Annotated in this window: 13 protein-coding genes and 1 pseudogene; 7 read left to right on the forward strand and 7 right to left on the reverse strand. The window is 72.8% G+C overall.

Annotation, left to right across the window (positions count from 1 at the left end; genetic code table 11):
• Positions 1–14: 14 nt before the first annotated feature.
• Positions 15–560 (reverse strand): DoxX family membrane protein, encoded by a 546-nt coding sequence (locus ACGF5O_RS01415; RefSeq protein ID WP_393807880.1) that lies wholly within the window; start codon positions 558–560, stop codon positions 15–17.
• Positions 561–694: 134 nt separating this feature from the next.
• Between ACGF5O_RS01415 and ACGF5O_RS01420 the strand changes: the two genes are divergently transcribed.
• Positions 695–1021: a nuclear transport factor 2 family protein gene (locus tag ACGF5O_RS01420; protein WP_393807881.1), complete on the forward strand. Its 327-nt coding sequence runs from the start codon at positions 695–697 to the stop codon at positions 1019–1021.
• Positions 1022–1084: 63 nt separating this feature from the next.
• Positions 1085–2071, forward strand: coding sequence for an aldo/keto reductase (locus ACGF5O_RS01425; protein ID WP_393807882.1), 987 nt, complete (start codon positions 1085–1087; stop codon positions 2069–2071).
• 172 nt (positions 2072–2243) lie between these two features.
• Here the strand turns inward: ACGF5O_RS01425 and ACGF5O_RS01430 are convergent.
• Positions 2244–2930 (reverse strand): annotated as a pseudogene (locus tag ACGF5O_RS01430) (ABC transporter ATP-binding protein); the annotation flags it as partial.
• Between the two features lie 87 nt (positions 2931–3017).
• Positions 3018–4505 carry an ABC transporter permease gene (locus ACGF5O_RS01435; RefSeq protein WP_393807883.1) on the reverse strand — a complete coding sequence of 496 codons (1488 nt, stop codon included), beginning with the start codon at positions 4503–4505 and terminating at the stop codon, positions 3018–3020.
• 200 nt (positions 4506–4705) lie between these two features.
• Between ACGF5O_RS01435 and ACGF5O_RS01440 the strand changes: the two genes are divergently transcribed.
• Positions 4706–5977, forward strand: coding sequence for a D-alanyl-D-alanine carboxypeptidase family protein (locus ACGF5O_RS01440; RefSeq protein WP_393807884.1), 1272 nt, complete (start codon positions 4706–4708; stop codon positions 5975–5977).
• 241 nt (positions 5978–6218) lie between these two features.
• Here the strand turns inward: ACGF5O_RS01440 and ACGF5O_RS01445 are convergent, their stop codons facing one another.
• Both ACGF5O_RS01445 and ACGF5O_RS01450 read right to left on the reverse strand, forming a co-directional pair.
• Positions 6219–6977 (reverse strand): SDR family oxidoreductase, encoded by a 759-nt coding sequence (locus tag ACGF5O_RS01445; protein ID WP_393807885.1) that lies wholly within the window; start codon positions 6975–6977, stop codon positions 6219–6221.
• Between the two features lie 144 nt (positions 6978–7121).
• Positions 7122–8120 carry a Gfo/Idh/MocA family protein gene (locus ACGF5O_RS01450; protein ID WP_393807886.1) on the reverse strand — a complete coding sequence of 333 codons (999 nt, stop codon included), beginning with the start codon at positions 8118–8120 and terminating at the stop codon, positions 7122–7124.
• A gap of 122 nt (positions 8121–8242) precedes the next feature.
• Between ACGF5O_RS01450 and ACGF5O_RS01455 the strand changes: the two genes are divergently transcribed.
• The 4 genes from ACGF5O_RS01455 (at position 8243) to ACGF5O_RS01470 (ending at position 12602) form a co-directional block, all read left to right on the forward strand.
• Positions 8243–9649, forward strand: a complete 1407-nt coding sequence (locus ACGF5O_RS01455; RefSeq protein ID WP_393807887.1) for a multidrug effflux MFS transporter — start codon at positions 8243–8245, stop codon at positions 9647–9649.
• Positions 9589–10782: a serine hydrolase domain-containing protein gene (locus ACGF5O_RS01460; RefSeq protein ID WP_393807888.1), complete on the forward strand. Its 1194-nt coding sequence runs from the start codon at positions 9589–9591 to the stop codon at positions 10780–10782. Before ACGF5O_RS01455 ends, ACGF5O_RS01460 begins: the two co-directional genes overlap by 61 nt.
• Positions 10779–11774 carry a small ribosomal subunit Rsm22 family protein gene (locus tag ACGF5O_RS01465; protein ID WP_393807889.1) on the forward strand — a complete coding sequence of 332 codons (996 nt, stop codon included), beginning with the start codon at positions 10779–10781 and terminating at the stop codon, positions 11772–11774. Before ACGF5O_RS01460 ends, ACGF5O_RS01465 begins: the two co-directional genes overlap by 4 nt.
• A gap of 81 nt (positions 11775–11855) precedes the next feature.
• Positions 11856–12602, forward strand: coding sequence for a bifunctional DNA primase/polymerase (locus ACGF5O_RS01470; protein ID WP_393807890.1), 747 nt, complete (start codon positions 11856–11858; stop codon positions 12600–12602).
• Positions 12603–12687: 85 nt separating this feature from the next.
• Here ACGF5O_RS01470 and ACGF5O_RS01475 read toward each other — a convergent pair whose 3' ends face one another.
• Both ACGF5O_RS01475 and efeU read right to left on the reverse strand, forming a co-directional pair.
• Positions 12688–13698, reverse strand: coding sequence for a hypothetical protein (locus tag ACGF5O_RS01475; RefSeq protein ID WP_393807891.1), 1011 nt, complete (start codon positions 13696–13698; stop codon positions 12688–12690).
• Positions 13637–14530 (reverse strand): iron uptake transporter permease EfeU, encoded by an 894-nt coding sequence (gene efeU / locus ACGF5O_RS01480; RefSeq protein WP_393807892.1) that lies wholly within the window; start codon positions 14528–14530, stop codon positions 13637–13639. The genes ACGF5O_RS01475 and efeU overlap by 62 nt, the downstream gene beginning before the upstream one ends.

Consider the following 14530-nt stretch of genomic DNA (forward strand, 5'->3'; position numbering starts at 1 on the left):
GACCGTCCCCGCTGTCACTCCTCGAACAGCGCCTCCTGCTCCCCCTCCTTCGCCCGCCGTACCCGTCGGTTCCGGGCGCCGATCACCACCGATGTCACCGCCGCCGTCACGCCCAGCGCCGCCGGGACCATCCAGCCCCGGTCGAAGACGTGCCCGAGCGCGTGGTCCAGGGAGAGCCGGCCGGGGCCCGCGACGGCGAGGCCCGCGGCGGCCAGGCCCAGGGTGGCCGCGTACTCGTAGCCGCCCTCCGCGGCGAAGAAGCCGTTCGGCCGGTGCAGCGCGGTCGCGCCCGCCATCGCCCCGGCCGCCGCGGCCCCCGCCGCCGGGGTCGCGAGGCCCAGCGCCAGCAGCGTTCCGCCGCCCGCCTCCGCGAGCCCCGCCGCGAGCGCGCTCTGCTTCCCGGGCGCGTACCCGACGGACTCCATGAACTGCCCCGTGCCCTCGACGCCGCCCCCGCCGAACCAGCCGAACAGCTTCTGCGTGCCGTGCGCGGCCAGCACCCCGCCGGTGCCCAGCCGGAGCAGCAGCAGGCCCACGTCACGTCGGTCGTCACAGGTCACGGGAGCTCCCATCGGCGGCATCCGGATCACGGGCCTCCACCGTCGCACCCGGCACACCCGGTCGGCCCGTCCGCGCGCCCGTTCGGGTGGCGGGCGGGTGGCGGGCCGCCGGGACCGATGTGACGCTGACTGGCATGACGATCAAGACAGCCAAGCTCAGCGACCCGGCCGTCCGGGCCTTCGTCACCGCGGTCAACGGCAGCGACCGCGAACGCCTGGTGGAACTGCTCACCCCGGACGCGACCATGGCGGACGACGGCTCCGACCGGAACCTCGACGACTGGATCGACCGGGAGATCTTCTCCTCCAACGGCCACATCGACGTCGACAACGAGTCCAACGGCGGCCGTTCCCTGCTCGCCCACTACCGCAACGACACCTGGGGCGAGATGGTCACCCGCTGGGACTTCACGGTCGAGGACGACGGCCGCATCTCCCGCTTCGAGACCGGGCAGGCGTAGAAGCGGAAACAGACCGCGAAACCGCTTGCCCTCGGGTGCGCTCCAACTCCTACCGTCTCGGGCATGGAAACCGACAGGACCACCAGGACCCTGGGCCGTTCCGGCATCCGCGTCAGCGCGCTCGGCTTCGGCTGCTGGGCCATCGGCGGCGAGTGGCAGGACGCCACCGGGCAGCCGCTCGGCTGGGGCCGGGTCGACGACGAGGAGTCCGTACGGGCCGTCCACCGCGCCCTCGACCTCGGCGTGACCTTCTTCGACACCGCCGACACCTACGGCGCAGGACACAGCGAGCGGGTCCTCGGCCGCGCCCTCGGCGGGCGCCGGGACGAGGTCGTCGTCGCCACCAAGTGGGGCAACGTCTTCGACGAGGAGACCCGCACCCTCACCGGCCGCGACGACTCCCCGGCCCACGTCCGCCGCGCCCTGACCGCCTCGCTGCGCCGCCTCGGCACCGACCACGTCGACCTCTACCAGCTGCACCTCTCCGACGCCGACCCGACCCGGGCCGCCGAACTCCGGGACGTCTGCGAGGAGTTGGTCGGCGAGGGGCTGATCCGGGCCTACGGCTGGAGCACCGACGACCCGGCCCGCGCCGCAGTCTTCGCCGAGGGACCGCACTGCGCGACCGTCCAGCACACCCTGAACGTGCTCCAGGACGCGCCGCAACTCCTCGACCTGGCCGAGAAGCTGGACCTCGCCGCCGTCAACCGCAGCCCGCTCGCCATGGGGTTGCTCGGCGGGCGGCGGGCGGGGGCCGCGGCAGGCGACATCCGCAGCAGGCCGCCGGCCTGGCTGCCCGGGTTCGGGGACGGCGACGGGGCCGATCCCGCGTGGGTCGAGCGGATCGAGGCCCTGCGCGAGATCCTCACCAGCGACGGGCGGACCCTCGCCCAGGGTGCCCTCGGCTGGATCTGGGCCCGCAGCCCGCGCACGGTCCCGATCCCCGGATTCCGGTCGGTCGCCCAGGCCGAGCAGAACGCCGGCGCGATCGCGAAGGGGCCGCTCACCGCCGGGCAGCTGGCCGAGATCGACCGGCTCCTCGGGCGGTGAGCGGCCCCGCGCCGCTCACTGACCGCGGTCAGTAACCCTGGCCGCCGCCGTACTGCTGCTGCACGTACGGCTGCTGGCCCTGGCCCTGGGGCTGCGGGGCGCCGTACGCCGCCTGCTGCCCGCCGTACGCCGCAGCCTGCTGCTGTCCCTGTCCGGCTGCCTGCTGCGCGAACCGCTGTCCGCCGCCCTGCTCGGTGAGGGTGATCTGGCCGGCCTTGATGGTGGCCAGGCGCGGGGCGCGGCGGGCGATGGAGGAGTCGTGGGTGACCATGATGAAGGTCAGCCCGTACTCGTGCCACAGGCCTTCGAGGAGGGCCATGATGTCGTCCCGGGTGCCCTCGTCGAGGTTGCCGGTCGGTTCGTCGGCGAGCAGCACCTTCGGCTTCTTCACCAGCGCGCGGGCGATCGCGACACGCTGCTGCTGGCCGCCGGAGAGCTCGGACGGGGCGTGCGTGAGGCGCTCGCCCAGGCCCACCGAGCGCAGTGCCTCCGCCGCCCGCTCGCGGCGCTCGGCCGGCTTGACGCCGAGCGGGACGAGGGCCGTCTCGACGTTCTCCTGGGCGGTGAGCGTCGGGATCAGGTTGAACGACTGGAAGATGATCCCGATCTTCTCGGCGCGCAGCCGGGTCAGCTTGGTCTCGCTGACCTTGGCGAGGTCGACGTCGTCCAGCAGGACGCTGCCCTCGGTCGGGCGGTCCAGGCCGCCGATCATCTGCAGCAGGGTCGACTTGCCGCCGCCGGTCGGGCCCTGGATGACGAGCTGGTCGCCGTCCTCGATGGTCAGGTCGATGCCGCGCAGCGCCTCGACCGTCTCCTTGCCCCGCGTGTAGCGCTTGGTGACTCCGGTGAGTCTGTACATGGGTTCTCCACTGGGTGCTGAGTGAGGTGGGGCGCCGCGTCCCGGGGGGATCGGAAGCGGCGCCCCGGTCAAGGGGGGGCGGGGGGGTTACGAGACGCTGCGCAGGGCGTCGGCCGGGCGCATCCGCGAGGCGCGCCAGCCGCCCATCGCGCCGGCGATCAGACCGCCGGTGACCGCGAGGCCGACCGCGAGGCCGATGGTGGTCAGGGAGACGGGCGCGGTGAGCGCGATCTCCAGGGTGTTCTGGGTGGACTGCTGGCCGGGACCGCCGCCGCCGGGACCGCCGCCCATGCCGCCGCCACCGCCGCTGGTGGAGCCGAGCTGGGCGGTGAGCTTCGGGCTGATCGCGGTGACCGCGTAGGCCGCGCCGACGCCGAGGGCGATGCCGAGGGCGCCGCCGACCAGACCGTTGACGATGGACTCGCCGACGACCTGACGGGTCACGTTGCGCGAGGGCCAGCCGAGCGCCTTCAGGGTGCCGAACTCACGCACCCGGCGGGAGACCGCGGAGGAGGTCAGCAGGGCCGCCACCAGGAAGGCCGCCGCGAGCACCGCGATGGACAGCCACTTGCCGACGCTGGTCGCGAGGCTGGAGGCGGTGGAGAGCGAACCGGAGACGGTGGACGCCAGGTCGGCGGAGGTGGTGACCGTCGTACCCGAGATGTTCGACTGGATCTCCTTCTTCACGGTGGAGATCTGCTTCGAGTCGGTCGCCTTGACGTAGATCGTGGTGACCTCGTTCTTGGCGTCGCCGAGGGTCTGGGCCAGCTTCAGCGGGACGAACAGGTCGGTGGTGGACTCGCTGCTGTCCGGGGTCGCGATGCCGATGACCGTGAACTTGGTGCCGGAGATCTTGAAGGTCGAGCCGACCTTGTACTTCTTCTCCTTGGCGTACGACTTGCTGACCAGCGCGACCTTGGCGCTGGTCTGCGCCGAGGTGAAGGTCTTGCCCGAGGTGATCTTCATCGAGGCCAGCGGGCCGAGGCCCTGGTGGGCGACGTCGACGCCGACCACCGAGTAGCTGTTCACGTTGAAGTTGGCGCCGCCGCCCTGGACCTGCGGCTGGCCGGTGGAGGTACCGCCGCCCGGCTGCCCCTGGCCGCCGCCGTTGGTGCCGCTGGAGCCGGAGCTGGAGCTGGAGCCCGAGCTGCTCTGCGCCTTGCCCTGGGTGAAGGAGCCGTTGACCTTGGTGACGTTGAGGGAGAGCGCTCCGACCGCGCTCTCCACGCCCTTCTGGTCGGCGACCTTGGTGACCAGTGACGACTTCAGAGCCTGGCCGCCCTGAGTCATCACGCGGTCCGAACTCTGCTTGGAGCTGCTGCTCGACTTGGCGTCGAACTTGAAGCTCGGACCGCCTGAGCTGCCCGAGGTGGGCGCCGACTGGGCCTTGGTCACTGTCATGTCGGTGCCGAGACCGTAGAGCGACTGAAGGACCTTGTCCTGAGCCTTGGACATACCGGCCGACACGGAGCTGACCGTGATGACCAGCGCGATACCGAGCGCCAGACCCAGAGCGATGACCAGGGCTGCCTTCTTTCTACGGCCCAGCTCGCGCTTGAGATAGATGCCAAACATCCCGTTCCTCGAAGGTTCTTGGCGCCCGCTGTGGGCGCTGGCTCAAGTTAGGGAGAAACCTTTGAGCCGCCCTGGGTAAAAGATGTGTCAGAGCTGAGAAACCGGGATGTCTTAGCAAACTTTCATAAGACAGCAAATTCATATGCCGGACAGGGGGTCCTCCTGGCAAAGCCCTGTTGGATGCGGTGTACGGTCCCGGGATGCGCGATTCCTCTCGGCTGACCCGGCGTGCCGCCCTCGGACTGACGACCGCCGCCCTGCCCCTGTCCGCGGCGGCCCCCGCCTCCGCCGCAGCCACCGTCATAGGCGGCGAGCGGCTGGCCCGCGGGGGCGTACAGGTACGGGGGGCCACCGGCCTGCCGAAGAAGATCACCGCCCACGCCTGGCTGCTCGCCGACTGCGACAGCGGTCAGGTCCTCGCCTCGTACAACGCGCACCGGCGGCTGGCACCCGCCTCCACCCTGAAGATGCTGTTCGCGGACACCGTGCTGAAGAAGTTCGAGCGGACCGAGCGCTACAAGGTCAAGGACTCCGACATCTCCGACGTCCCGTCCGGCTCCAGCCTGGTCGGCATCAAGCCCGGCCTCACCTACTCCGTCGAGCAGCTGTGGCAGGGCGTCTTCCTGCGCTCCGGCAACGACGCCGTGCACGTCCTCTCCCACATGAACGGCGGGATCGCGAAGACCGTCGCCGAGATGCAGGCCAAGGCGGCCGACCTGCAGGCCCTCGACACCCATGTGGTCAGCCCCGACGGCTTCGACCACCCGGGCCAGCTGTCGTCGGCGTACGACCTGACCCTCTTCGCCCGGCACGGGCTGAAGGACGACGACTTCCGCGGCTACTGCGGGACGCGGACCGCCGACTTCCCGGCGGGCGGCAAGAAGACCTTCCAGATCCAGAACACCGACCGCCTGCTCACCGGCGCCTGGGGCCTCGACGTCTACAAGGGCCTGTTCGGCGTCAAGAACGGCTACACCAGTCACGCAGGCAACACCTTCACCGGCGGTGCCACCCGTGACGGCCGCACCCTCCTGGTCACCGTGATGCACCCGGACCCCGGCACCAACGCCGTGTACGAGCAGACCGCCGCGCTGCTCGACTGGGGCTTCGGGAAGGGGAGTTCGGCGGACTCCGTGGGCACGCTGGTCGATCCGCTGAGCGAGGGCGGGGCGAGCGCGAGTCCGTCGGCGTCGCAGGGCAAGGGGGCCGCGGGGGCGGCCGGGACCGGGGCGGCGGGCGGTTCGGGATCCTCGGGACCGTCGCCGTGGCGGATCGCGGAGGGCGGGGCGGTGACCTTCGCGCTGCTGGGCGCGGGGGCGTGGGCGCTGCGCCGGCGTCGGCGGGCGGCCGGCGCGGGGGCCGGAGCCGGTGTCACGGCCGACGCCGGTGTCACGGCCGGTCCCGACTCGGCTGTCGCACCGGCCGACCCGGGTGCCGCACCGGCCGACCCGGGCGGCACGGCCGCGGGCTGACGTCACGCGGCAGCCGCCCCACCCACCGGGTGCGTACCCGCGGTCCCTCGCGGGTCCACCCCCACCCCGGTCCGGTGGAACGGCTGCCGCCTCCCCCCTCGGTGTGGTCGGCGGAATGCCAGAGCCTCAACTGTGAAGTTCTGGTGGAGGAGAGTTGAGCATAGGCCCGTTACCGGCCGCAATACCGCGGACGTCGACATTCCGCTTGTGCAGGTTGTGGATTGTCCGACTGAACGGCGGTTCAGCCCCGGCCCACGTACGGCATCGCCGTCGCCAGCACCGTCGCGAACTGCACGTTCGCCGCCAGCGGCAGCTCGGCCATGTGCCGCACGGTCCGTGCCACGTCCGCCACGTCCATTACCGGTTCCGGGGCGATCTCCCCGTTCGCCTGGAGCGCGCCGGTCTCCATCCGGGCCGTCATGTCCGTCGCCGCGTTGCCGATGTCGATCTGCCCGACCGCGATGCCGTACGGCCGCCCGTCCAGGGACAGGGACTTGGTCAGCCCCGTCAGCGCGTGCTTGGTCGCCGTGTAGGCGACGGAGTGCGGGCGGGGCGTGTGCGCCGAGATGGACCCGTTGTTGATGATCCGCCCGCCCTGCGGCTCCTGCTCCTTCATCTGCCGGAACGCCGCCTGGGCGCACAGGAACGCCCCGTTGAGGTTGGTGTCCACCACGTGCCGCCACGCCTCGTAGGGCAGGTCCTCCACGGCCACCCCGCCCGGACCGAACGTCCCCGCGTTGTTGAACAGCAGGTCCACCCGCCCGAACCGGTCCACGGCCGCCGCGAACAGCGCGCTCACGTCGTCGGGTTGGGAGACGTCGGTCCGTACGGCGACGGAGGCGCCCTCGGGCGCCAGTGCCGCCGTCTCCTCCAGCCGTCCGGCGCGCCGTCCGGCCAGCGCCACCGACCAGCCGGTGCGCAGCAGTTCCACGGCCACCGCCCGGCCGACGCCGGAGCCGGCTCCGGTGACCACCGCGATCTTCGATTGCCTGTCATCCATGGGGTCGCAGCGTAGGCGCTCCGCTGGGGTGCGGCCGTGTTGTGCGGGTCGTTGGTCGGGTGCGGCCGGGTGGGGCTGGTCGCGCAGTTCCCCGCGTCCCTTACGGGGCGCCTCAGTGCGGGGTGTGTTCAAAGTGGGGTGCTTTTATGCCTCGCCCGGGTAGCGGACGCCGATCTGGTCTCGGAGGGTGTCCAGGGTGCGCATGACGGCGAGGGTGCCGTCGAGGGGGACCAGGGGGCACTCCTTCTCGCCGGCGCGCAGGGCGCGCATGACCTCGCGGGCCTCGTGGCGGAGGGTGTTGCGGGGGCCGTCGGCCGGGTCCATGGCGAACTCCTCCGGGTCGCGGCCGTCGCGGTGCAGGACGAAGCGCTCGGGGTGGAAGAAGCCGTCCGGGATGTCGATCCGGCCCTGGGAGCCGGTGATCGAGGCGCTGGTGCCGGTGCCGCCGACGATGGAGCAGTGCACCATGGCGAGAGCGCCGCTCTCCCAGGAGAGCAGTGCCCCCGTCTGGAGATCGACGCCCTCGTCCGAGAGCACCGCTCGCGCCGACATCCCGTCCGGCTCGCCGAGCAGCAGGTGCGCGAACGACACCGGGTACACGCCCAGGTCAAGGAGCGCGCCCCCGCCCAGCGCCGGGTCCCGCAGCCGGTGCGCCGGGGGGAACGGGCCCTCCAGGCCGAAGTCCGCCTGCACGGTCCGCACCTCGCCGATCGCCCCGTCCGCGACCAGCGCCGTCAGCCGCCGCACCAGCGGGTTGCAGTACGTCCACATCGCCTCCATCAGGAAGCGGTCGTGCTCCTTCGCCAGCGCGACGAGTTCCGCGGCCTCACGCCCGTTGACCGTGAACGCCTTCTCGCACAGCACGTTCCGCCCCGCCTCCAGGCAGAGCCCGGCGGCGGCCCGGTGCGCCGAGTGCGGAGTGGCGACGTAGACGACATCGATGTCCTCGTCCCGGGCCAGCGACTCCCAGTCGCCGTACGCCCGGCCGATCCCGAACCGCTCGGCGAACGCCTCGGCCGACTCCGCCGACCGCGAGGCCACCGCCGCGATCTCGGCGTCCGGCAGATCCACCAGGTCCGCCGCGAACGCGGCCGCGATCCCGCCCGTCGCCAGGATCCCCCACCGCACGCTCTGCTCACCCATCCCGGCCGCCCACCCTCGCTCACGTGTTTCCCGGCAGTCTGTACGAGCTGAGAGCATATGCGGGGGCCGTCGGGATCCGGCAACAACCGACCGGACCGCGAGACCTACAAGACGGGGGACACATGCCCGAGCAGCCGGCGCCGCCGACACCGGACGCCCAGGACACCACGAACGCCCAGGACACCACGAACGCCCGGAACGCCCACAACGCCCGGGACACCGCCGTACCCGCACCGCGCGGCCCCGTCGGCCGGGCCGGCGGCCAGGGCCCCGGCCCCGGACCCGTCACCGCCGCCACCCGCCGCGCCGGCCTCCTCCTCGTGCTGCTCCTCGGTGGGCTCACCGCGACGCCCCCGCTGGCCATGGACATGTACCTCCCGTCGCTGCCGGAGGTCACCCGCTCCCTCGACGCCCCCGCCGCGACCGTCCAGCTCACCCTCACCGCCTGCCTCGCCGGGATGGCCCTCGGCCAGCTGGTCGTCGGCCCGATGAGCGACCGGTGGGGGCGCCGCCGCCCGCTGCTGGCGGGACTCGCCGTCTACGTCGTCGCCACCGCCCTGTGCGCCGTCGCGCCGGACGTGGAGACCCTGGTCGCCTTCCGCCTCGCCCAGGGCCTCGCGGGCGCGGCCGGCATCGTCATCGCGCGGGCCGTCGTACGCGACCTCTACGACGGGGTCGCCATGGCCCGCTTCTTCTCCACCCTGATGCTGGTCTCCGGGGTCGCCCCGGTCGTCGCCCCGCTGATCGGCGGGCAGATCCTGCGGGTGACGGACTGGCGGGGCGTCTTCGTCGTCCTCACGGTGGTCGGGGCGCTGCTCGCCGCGCTGGTGTGGGTGCGGCTCCCGGAGACCCTGCCGCCGGCCGACCGGCACGCCGGGGGAGCGGTCGCCGCCGTCCGCACCATGCGCGCCCTCCTCGCCGACCTGCCCTTCACCGGCTACATGCTCACGGGCGGCTTCGCCTTCGCGGCCCTGTTCGCCTACATCGCCGCGTCCCCGTTCGTCATCCAGGAGATCTACGGCGCCTCCCCGCAGACCTTCTCCCTCCTCTTCGGCCTCAACTCGGTCGGGCTGGTGATCGCCGGGCAGGTCAACGGGAAGGTGCTGGTCGGCCGGGTCAGCCTGGACAAGGTGCTGGGCGCCGGGCTGGTCGTCACCGTGCTCGCCGCGACCGCCCTGCTCCTGATGTCGACCGGGGCCCTCGGCCCGGTCGGCCTCGCCCCGGTCGCCGCCGCCCTCTTCGTCCTGATGTCCGCGATGGGCCTCACCCTCCCGAACGCCCAGTCCCTCGCCCTGCTGCGCACCCGGAACGCCGCCGGGTCCGCGTCGGCGCTGCTCGGGACCTCCTCGTTCCTGGTCGGAGCGGTCGCCTCGCCGCTGGTCGGGATCGCCGGCGAGAGAACCGCCGTGCCCATGGCGATCGTCCAACTGGCGGGGGCACTGGTGGCACTGGCCTGCTTCGTGGGAATGTGCCGTCCCTGGGCAGCACGTGGGAACACCCGTGCGAGGACGGAGGGAGCAGGGAGCTGAGCGTACCGAGACTGCGCGTCGAGACACCGGAACGGGCCGGGCTCGACCCCGCGGAACTCAGGCACCTCGTCCGCGAAGTGCACGACCTCACCACCGGCGCGCGGCCCTGGGCGGCAGGCGCCGTGGTGGTCGCCGGACGCGGCCCCGTGATCGCCGTACAGGAGGCGTCCGGCTGGGCCGTGCGCTGGTCCGCGTACGATCCCGAGACCGACGCCGGTGTCGACCTGCTGCGCGCCGCCCGGGTCCCGGCGACCGTCAACACCCCCTTCGACGTCGCCTCCCTCACCAAACTGTTCACCGCGGTCGCCGCCGTGCAGCAGCTGGAGCGCGGCACCCTCGGCATCGACGCCCGCGTCGGCGCCTACCTCCCCGACTTCCACGGGGCCGCCGCGCACGGCACCACCGTCCGCCAGCTCCTCACCCACACCTCGGGACTGCGCCCCGAACTCCCGCTCTACGACTGCCCCGACGACACGGCCCGCCTCGACCTGCTCCGCGCGGAGGCCCCGACCAGCGCCCCCGGCGCCTACCGCTACTCCGACCTCAACCTGCTCCTCCTCCAGCACATCCTGGAGCGGATCACCGGCCGCCCTCTCGACGTCCTGGTCCGCGACGGCATCACCCGGCCGCTCGGCATGACCGCCACCGACTTCGGACCCTGCCCCGGGGCGGCGGCCACCGAGGACCAGCGGCGGCCCTGGGCCAAGGCGGACCGGGGGATGCTGCGGGGCGTCGTGCACGACGAGAACGCCTGGGCGCTGGGCGGGGTGGCCGGGCACGCCGGCCTCTTCTCCACCGGCCGCGACCTGGCGATCTTCTGCCGGGCCCTGCTCGCGGGCGGCGCGTACGGCCCGGCGCGCATCCTCGGCCCCGACTTCGTGGACCTGCTGCTGGCCCCGCCGGGACTGGGCTTCCTGGTGGACCAGCCGTGGTTCATGGGCGAACTGGCGGGCCAGGGCGCGGCGGGCCACACCGGGTTCACCGGCACCAGCCTGGTCCTGGACCGGGCGACGGACACGTTCCTCGTCCTGCTGGCCAACACCGTGCACCCGCGCCGCCGCCCCGGCGACAGCGCACCCCGGGCCGCCGCGGCGACCCGCCTCGCCAGGGCTGTCCATACAATCGCCGGGTGAACCACCCCACCCACCCCGTCCCACCGGCCGACCGGCTCCGCGCCGCGCTTGCCGACCTGCTCGACGGCCTGCCCCCGAAGCAGGCCGCCTCGGCCGTCGAGCGGCTGATCGCCAACTACCGCGGGGCCACCCCGACCGACGCGCCGATCCTGCGGGACCGGGCGGACGTGGTGGCGTACGCGGCGTACCGGATGCCGGCGACCTTCGAGGCGGTACGGTCCGCGCTCGCGGCGTTCGCCGACGCGGTGCCGGAGGGGTGGGCGCCCGGCAGCCATGTGGACGTCGGCGGCGGGACGGGCGCCGCGACCTGGGCGGTGACCGACACCTGGGAGGGCACGCGGCCGGTGACGGTCCTCGACTGGGCCGAGCCGGCGCTTGCCCTCGGCCGGGAGATCGCCGCCGCGAACCCGGCACTGCGGGACGCCACGTGGCAGCGCTCCCGGATCGGAGCGGCGCTCACCATCGAGAGCACCGATCTCGTCACGGTGTCGTACGTCCTCAACGAACTCGACGAGGCCGGCCGCGCCGCCCTCGTCGACGCCGCAGCGACCGCCGCGCAGGCCGTCGTCATCGTCGAGGCCGGCACCCCCGCCGGCTATGCCCGGATCATCGAGGCCCGCGACCGCCTGACCGCCGCCGGCCTCCACGTCGCCGCCCCCTGTCCGCACAGCGCCGCCTGCCCGATCGTCCCCGGCACGGACTGGTGCCACTTCTCCGCCCGGGTCAGCCGCTCCTCCCTGCACCGCAAGGTCAAGGGCGGGTCGCTGCCCTACGAGGACGAGAAGTTCAGCTACGTGGCCGCCACCCGCTTCCCGCCCGCCCCGGCACCGGCCCGGGTGGTCCGCCGCCCCCAGATCCGCAAGGGCCAGGTCCTGCTCGACCTGTGCGAGACCGACGAGCAACTGCGCCGGACCGCGGTCACCAAGCGCCAGGGCGACCTGTACAAGGCGGCCCGGGACGCGGACTGGGGCGACCCGTGGCCGCCCGGGTGACACAGGTCTCGTAACCCCCGCTTCACGCCCAGACGGGACCATAAGGCATCCTGGCCGGACCACAGTGAGGCGAGGCGATAGATGAGCGCGACGTTCGGTGGCCCGAGCGGCCGGCAGGGCAGACTCTCCCAGTGGCTCCGCGGCCGCCGCCCGAAGCAGGCGGTCACCGCCGACGACCCGGGCCGCGCGGCCCTGCTGCTCGCCGCCGCCGAGGCGGGCCTCCCGCTGGCCCCCGCCGCGCACCCGGCCCCCGGCTACGGCTGCTCCTGCGACCGCGTCGGCTGTCCCACCCCGGCCCGGCACCCGGTGTCGTTCGCGTGGCAGACCCAGTCGACCACCGACCGCGCCCAGATCGAGCGCTGGGCCCGGCACCAGCCGCAGGCCAACTTCATCACCGCGACCGGCATGACCCACGACGTCCTGGACGTGCCCCTGGAGGCCGGGCAGGAGGCGCTGGAACGGCTGCTCGCGGGCGGCGTCGAGGTCGGCCCGGTCGCCGAGAGCGACGACGGCCGCCTGCTCTTCTTCACCCTCACCCGCGGCACCCCCGAGGACGAGGACGAGTGGTGGCCCTGCGAGCTGGACTGCCGCCCCGAGACCATGGACGAGCACCCGGGGCTGCGCTGGCACTGCCGGGGCTCCTACGTCCTCGTCCCGCCCGCGAGGCTGCCCGGCGGCGACGGCGACCGGCGGGTGCGGTGGGTACGCGGGCCCGAGCATGCGCTGCCCGATCCGCTGAGCCTGCTGGAGATCCTCACGGACGCGTGCGCGCGGTACGCGGGCGAGGAGGCCGACCAGGTGGGTGCGGGCTGGCCGCTCCGACACTGAGCGCTCGGCGGGTTGTGGGTCGGGTGCGGCGGAGTGGGGGCTGGTCGCGCAGTTCCCCGCGCCCCTTCGGGGCGCGGGCCTGGTGCTAGGAACCCTGTGCCGAGGTCAGGCCCTGGACGCGGCCGAGGATCGAGATCTTGCCGGGGCCCGGCGGGTCCAGGGCGATCTGGTTGGAGACGAACTGCATCGTCAGCGACTGCTTGATCTCGCCCTTGGTGAGGGCCTTGACGCTGAGGTTCGGGGTCGGCACGGAGGTGCCCGTGGCCGCCGTCTCCTTGGCGTAGTAGCGGGTGGTGAAGAACACCGCCGCCCCGCCATCGGTGGTGCGCAGCGCGAGCGGCGCGTAGTCGCCGTTGGTGAGCGGCTCGTCGATGTACTGGGTGGCCAGGCCCGGCTTGGTGGACTTCTTGCGGTCGGCGCGCCAGCCGCTGGTGTGCACGCCGTCCGCGAAGACGGTGCCGCCGCTCTTCAGGTACGTGGCGTAGTCCCGGCTCAGGTCGCCGGGGGAGACGGCGAGCCGGGCGCTGTTCGCCGGTACGTCCTCGGCCCAGCCGTCCTTGTCGGTGGTGAACTTCGGTACGTCGTCCGGCGCGACCAGCGTCAGGTAGGCCACCTGGAACGGCTGGGAGAGGCCGTTGCGGGTGAAGACCAGCAGCCAGCGTTCGTCGCCGCCCTTGTTGCCGTGCGCGTCGGCGACGAACCAGCGCGGCCAGCCGGCCTTCTTCGGGATGGTGTACGTGACGTCGTCGAACTCCAGCGCCGAGTGGGCGGAGTTGCCGGCCGGGCTGTTGACGTGCCCGGCCTTCAGGCGCGCGGAGTCGATGTCGGCGAGGGCGCCGGTCGTGTAGTCCGCGTCCAGGGAGCCGTCGTAGGCCTTGTCGGCCTCGTTGTAGGCGTCCGTGAACTGCCGGAGCGCCTTGGCGGCCTCGGCGCGGGTGGTGCTGGGGAGTACCTCGCGCTCCCCGTGCACCACCACGCAACCGCTCGCCGTCAGCGACATGGCGGCCAGCGAGACCGCTATGAGCGCGTTCCGATCACGCCTGCGGAGTCTGCGGAGCCGTAGAGGGCCGCGACCCCTGGTCGTCAGGTGCGTCATCAGGTGCCTTCACCTTCCCCTTCCCGGAGCCGAACCCTACCGGGGCGAAGAAGAACGCGAGTGTCGGGACCAGGTACAGCAGCCACACCGTGACCTGGAGCACGGTCGGGTCCGGCTGGAAGTTGAAGACGCCCTTGAGGAGGGTGCCGTACCAGCTGTCCGGCGGAATGGCGCCGCTGATGTCGAAGGCCTGGTCGGTCAACCCCGGGATCCAGTCGGCCTCCTGGAGGTCGTGGAAGCCGTACGCCAGTACGCCGGCCGCGACCACGACCAGCATGCCGCCGGTCCAGGTGAAGAACTTGGCGAGGTTGATCCGCAGCGCGCCCCGGTAGAACAGCCAGCCGAGGAGGACCGCGGTGGCCAGGCCCAGGGCCACGCCGACCAGCGGGCGCGGGGTGCCGTCGCTCGCCGCGTGCACGGAGGCCCACACGAACAGGGCGGTCTCAAGTCCCTCCCGGCCCACGGCGAGAAAGGCGGTGGCGACCAGCGCACCCGTGCCCATCGCGAGGGCCGCGTCCAGCTTGCCGTGCAGTTCCGACTTGAGGTGCCGGGCGGTGCGCCGCATCCAGAACACCATCCACGTCACCAGGCCGACCGCGACGACGGACAGGGACCCGCCGAGCGCCTCCTGCGCCTGGAACGTCAGCTCCTGGGAACCGAATTCGAGCGCGCACCCGAAGCCCATGGCGATCAGCACCGCCACCGCGATGCCGGTCCAGATCGGCCTCAGGGCGTCCGTGCGCCCGGTCTTGACCAGGTAGGCGATGAGGATGCAGACGACGAGCGAGGCTTCGAGGCCTTCCCGCAGCCCGATCAGGTAGTTGGAGAACAC

Origin of the sequence: Streptomyces sp. NPDC048291, assembly GCF_043201715.1 — a bacterium.
In the GTDB taxonomy this organism is placed as follows: domain Bacteria; phylum Actinomycetota; class Actinomycetes; order Streptomycetales; family Streptomycetaceae; genus Streptomyces.